The 1,775-nt window shown below is 70.0% G+C and carries 2 protein-coding genes; one reads left to right on the top strand and one right to left on the bottom strand.

Annotated elements, in window-relative coordinates; all coding sequences use genetic code 11:
- Positions 1–56 precede the first annotated feature (56 nt).
- Entirely contained in the window at positions 57–953 is an 897-nt protein-coding gene (locus GA0115259_RS35590; RefSeq protein WP_161230565.1) for an esterase/lipase family protein, read from the bottom strand.
- Positions 954–1,350: 397 nt separating this feature from the next.
- Here GA0115259_RS35590 and GA0115259_RS35585 point away from each other — a divergent pair, with 397 nt between their 5' ends.
- On the top strand, positions 1,351–1,764 hold the full coding sequence (locus GA0115259_RS35585) for a cobalamin B12-binding domain-containing protein (protein WP_093604512.1): 414 nt from the start codon (positions 1,351–1,353) through the stop codon (positions 1,762–1,764).
- Positions 1,765–1,775: the final 11 nt, after the last annotated feature.

Below are 1,775 nucleotides of genomic sequence, written 5' to 3'. Positions count from 1 at the left end.
GATCCGATCGGCTGGTCCGACGGTCCGACGAGCCGGTCCGACGAGCCGGTCCGTGGTCAGGCGACGGACGCCGGTCCGCCGGCCGCGGAACCTCCGTCGGGCCCGCTGCCGGAGCCGAGATCGGGCAGGAATCCGGATTCGAGCACCTGCCGCACACCGGCCGCGACCGACGGATGAACCGGCAGCGTGAGATGGCCGAGACCGCTCACACGGATGTTCTGTGTGAGGAGATCAGGATGGTCGATGCGTGCCGTCTCCACCGGGTCCATGAGCTGGTCGAGATCGCTCCAGAAGCTTACGAAGCGGGTGCGGCAGCCGGGCGCGGGCAGCCTCAGCTCCTCGATCAGGGCGGATCCGGGCCGCATCTGCCGCACCACGGGATGGGCGTCCGCCAGCGGTACGGCGGTGGTGCCCTCGTGAGGCGTACCGAGCGTGACCAGGGTGCGTATCCGGGTGTCGCCGCCCAGACACTGCGCGTAATAGCGGGCGATCAGACCGCCCAGGCTGTGGCCCACCACATCGACCTGATGGTGGCCGGTCCGGGCGCAGATCTCCTCGATGTGCCGGCCGAGCAGCTCGGCGGCCGTACGGATGTCGAACGTCAACGGCGAGTAGTTGAGCGAGATGAGACGTGTCCAGCCGTGCCGGGAGAGGGAGCGGCGCAGCATCACGAAGACGGAGCGGTTGTCGACGAGGCCGTGGAGCAGTACGACGGGCGGCCGGGCGCGGCCCTCGGTGGGAAGCTGGGGCGTTTCGGGCGGCAGAGGCGCGGCGCGGCGCTCCTGGATGATTCCGGCCGGGTAGAGGACGAGATGGCCGGTGAGGATGGCCAGATCGATCGCGCTGGCGCGAAGCAGGGCGGCCGGTGGTGTCGTCACCTCGCGTACACGGCTCATCTGACGCAGCAGCGGAGGCAGGAGCGGCGAGAGCGGAAAGAACGGCAGAATTTGCATGGCCGACCTCCGAACGGCACCCGGGAGGCGGCTCTGACCCCCGTGTGCCCTCATGGGGCGCCGCTCACGCGGGTCGGATCGCGGCCGACGTGCCGGAGCCGACGCACCGGTGGCCCACCGCACCGCCCGACCGGCGGTCCGGTGGAACCGCGCCCGTGTGGCGGCTCCTCTGCGGCTCCCCTTGCGGCTGTCCCGACCCGGCCCTGGGGCCGAGTGGTACCGGAACACCGCAAAGCGAACATGTCCCAGGTGTGATTTCCCCCTCGCCGACCGCCGCGAAACAGCAGGGTGCGGGATGCTGTGGGTAACGTTCGTTCACTTCTCCGGGCCGGGCGGGCGCGGGGACCCGGGCCGGTCGACGGCGCGGTCGGTGTGCAGTCGGTATGTGGAGGCAGTGATGGGTGTGACCGGTCCGATCCGCGTGGTGGTGGCCAAGCCGGGTCTCGACGGCCACGATCGTGGGGCCAAGGTGATCGCGCGGGCGCTGCGCGACGCCGGTATGGAGGTCATCTACACGGGCCTCCACCAGACTCCCGAGCAGATCGTGGACACCGCGATCCAGGAGGACGCCGACGCGATCGGGCTGTCCATCCTCTCCGGTGCCCACAACACGCTCTTCGCGAAGGTGATCGAGCTGCTGAAGGAGCGGGACGCGGAGGACATCAAGGTCTTCGGCGGCGGCATCATCCCGGAGGCGGACATCGCGCCGCTGAAGGAGCTGGGCGTCGCCGAGATCTTCACTCCGGGCGCGACGACGACATCGATCGTCACCTGGGTCAACGACCATGTCCGCCAGCCGACAGGCGCATAACGGCTCGGGGC

Origin of the sequence: Streptomyces sp. MnatMP-M17 (assembly GCF_900091995.1) — a bacterium.
GTDB lineage: Bacteria > Actinomycetota > Actinomycetes > Streptomycetales > Streptomycetaceae > Streptomyces.
The sequence above is the reverse complement of the archived record's forward strand: the minus strand, read 5'-3'. Positions and strand labels throughout refer to the sequence as shown.

Bases quoted from the DNA above. Each gene is read 5' to 3' on its own strand.
- GA0115259_RS35590 (WP_161230565.1), bottom strand. From the start codon at position 953: ATGCAAATTCTGCCGTTCTTTCCGCTCTCGCCGCTCCTGCCTCCGCTG.
- GA0115259_RS35585 (WP_093604512.1), top strand. From the start codon at position 1,351: ATGGGTGTGACCGGTCCGATCCGCGTGGTGGTGGCCAAGCCGGGTCTC.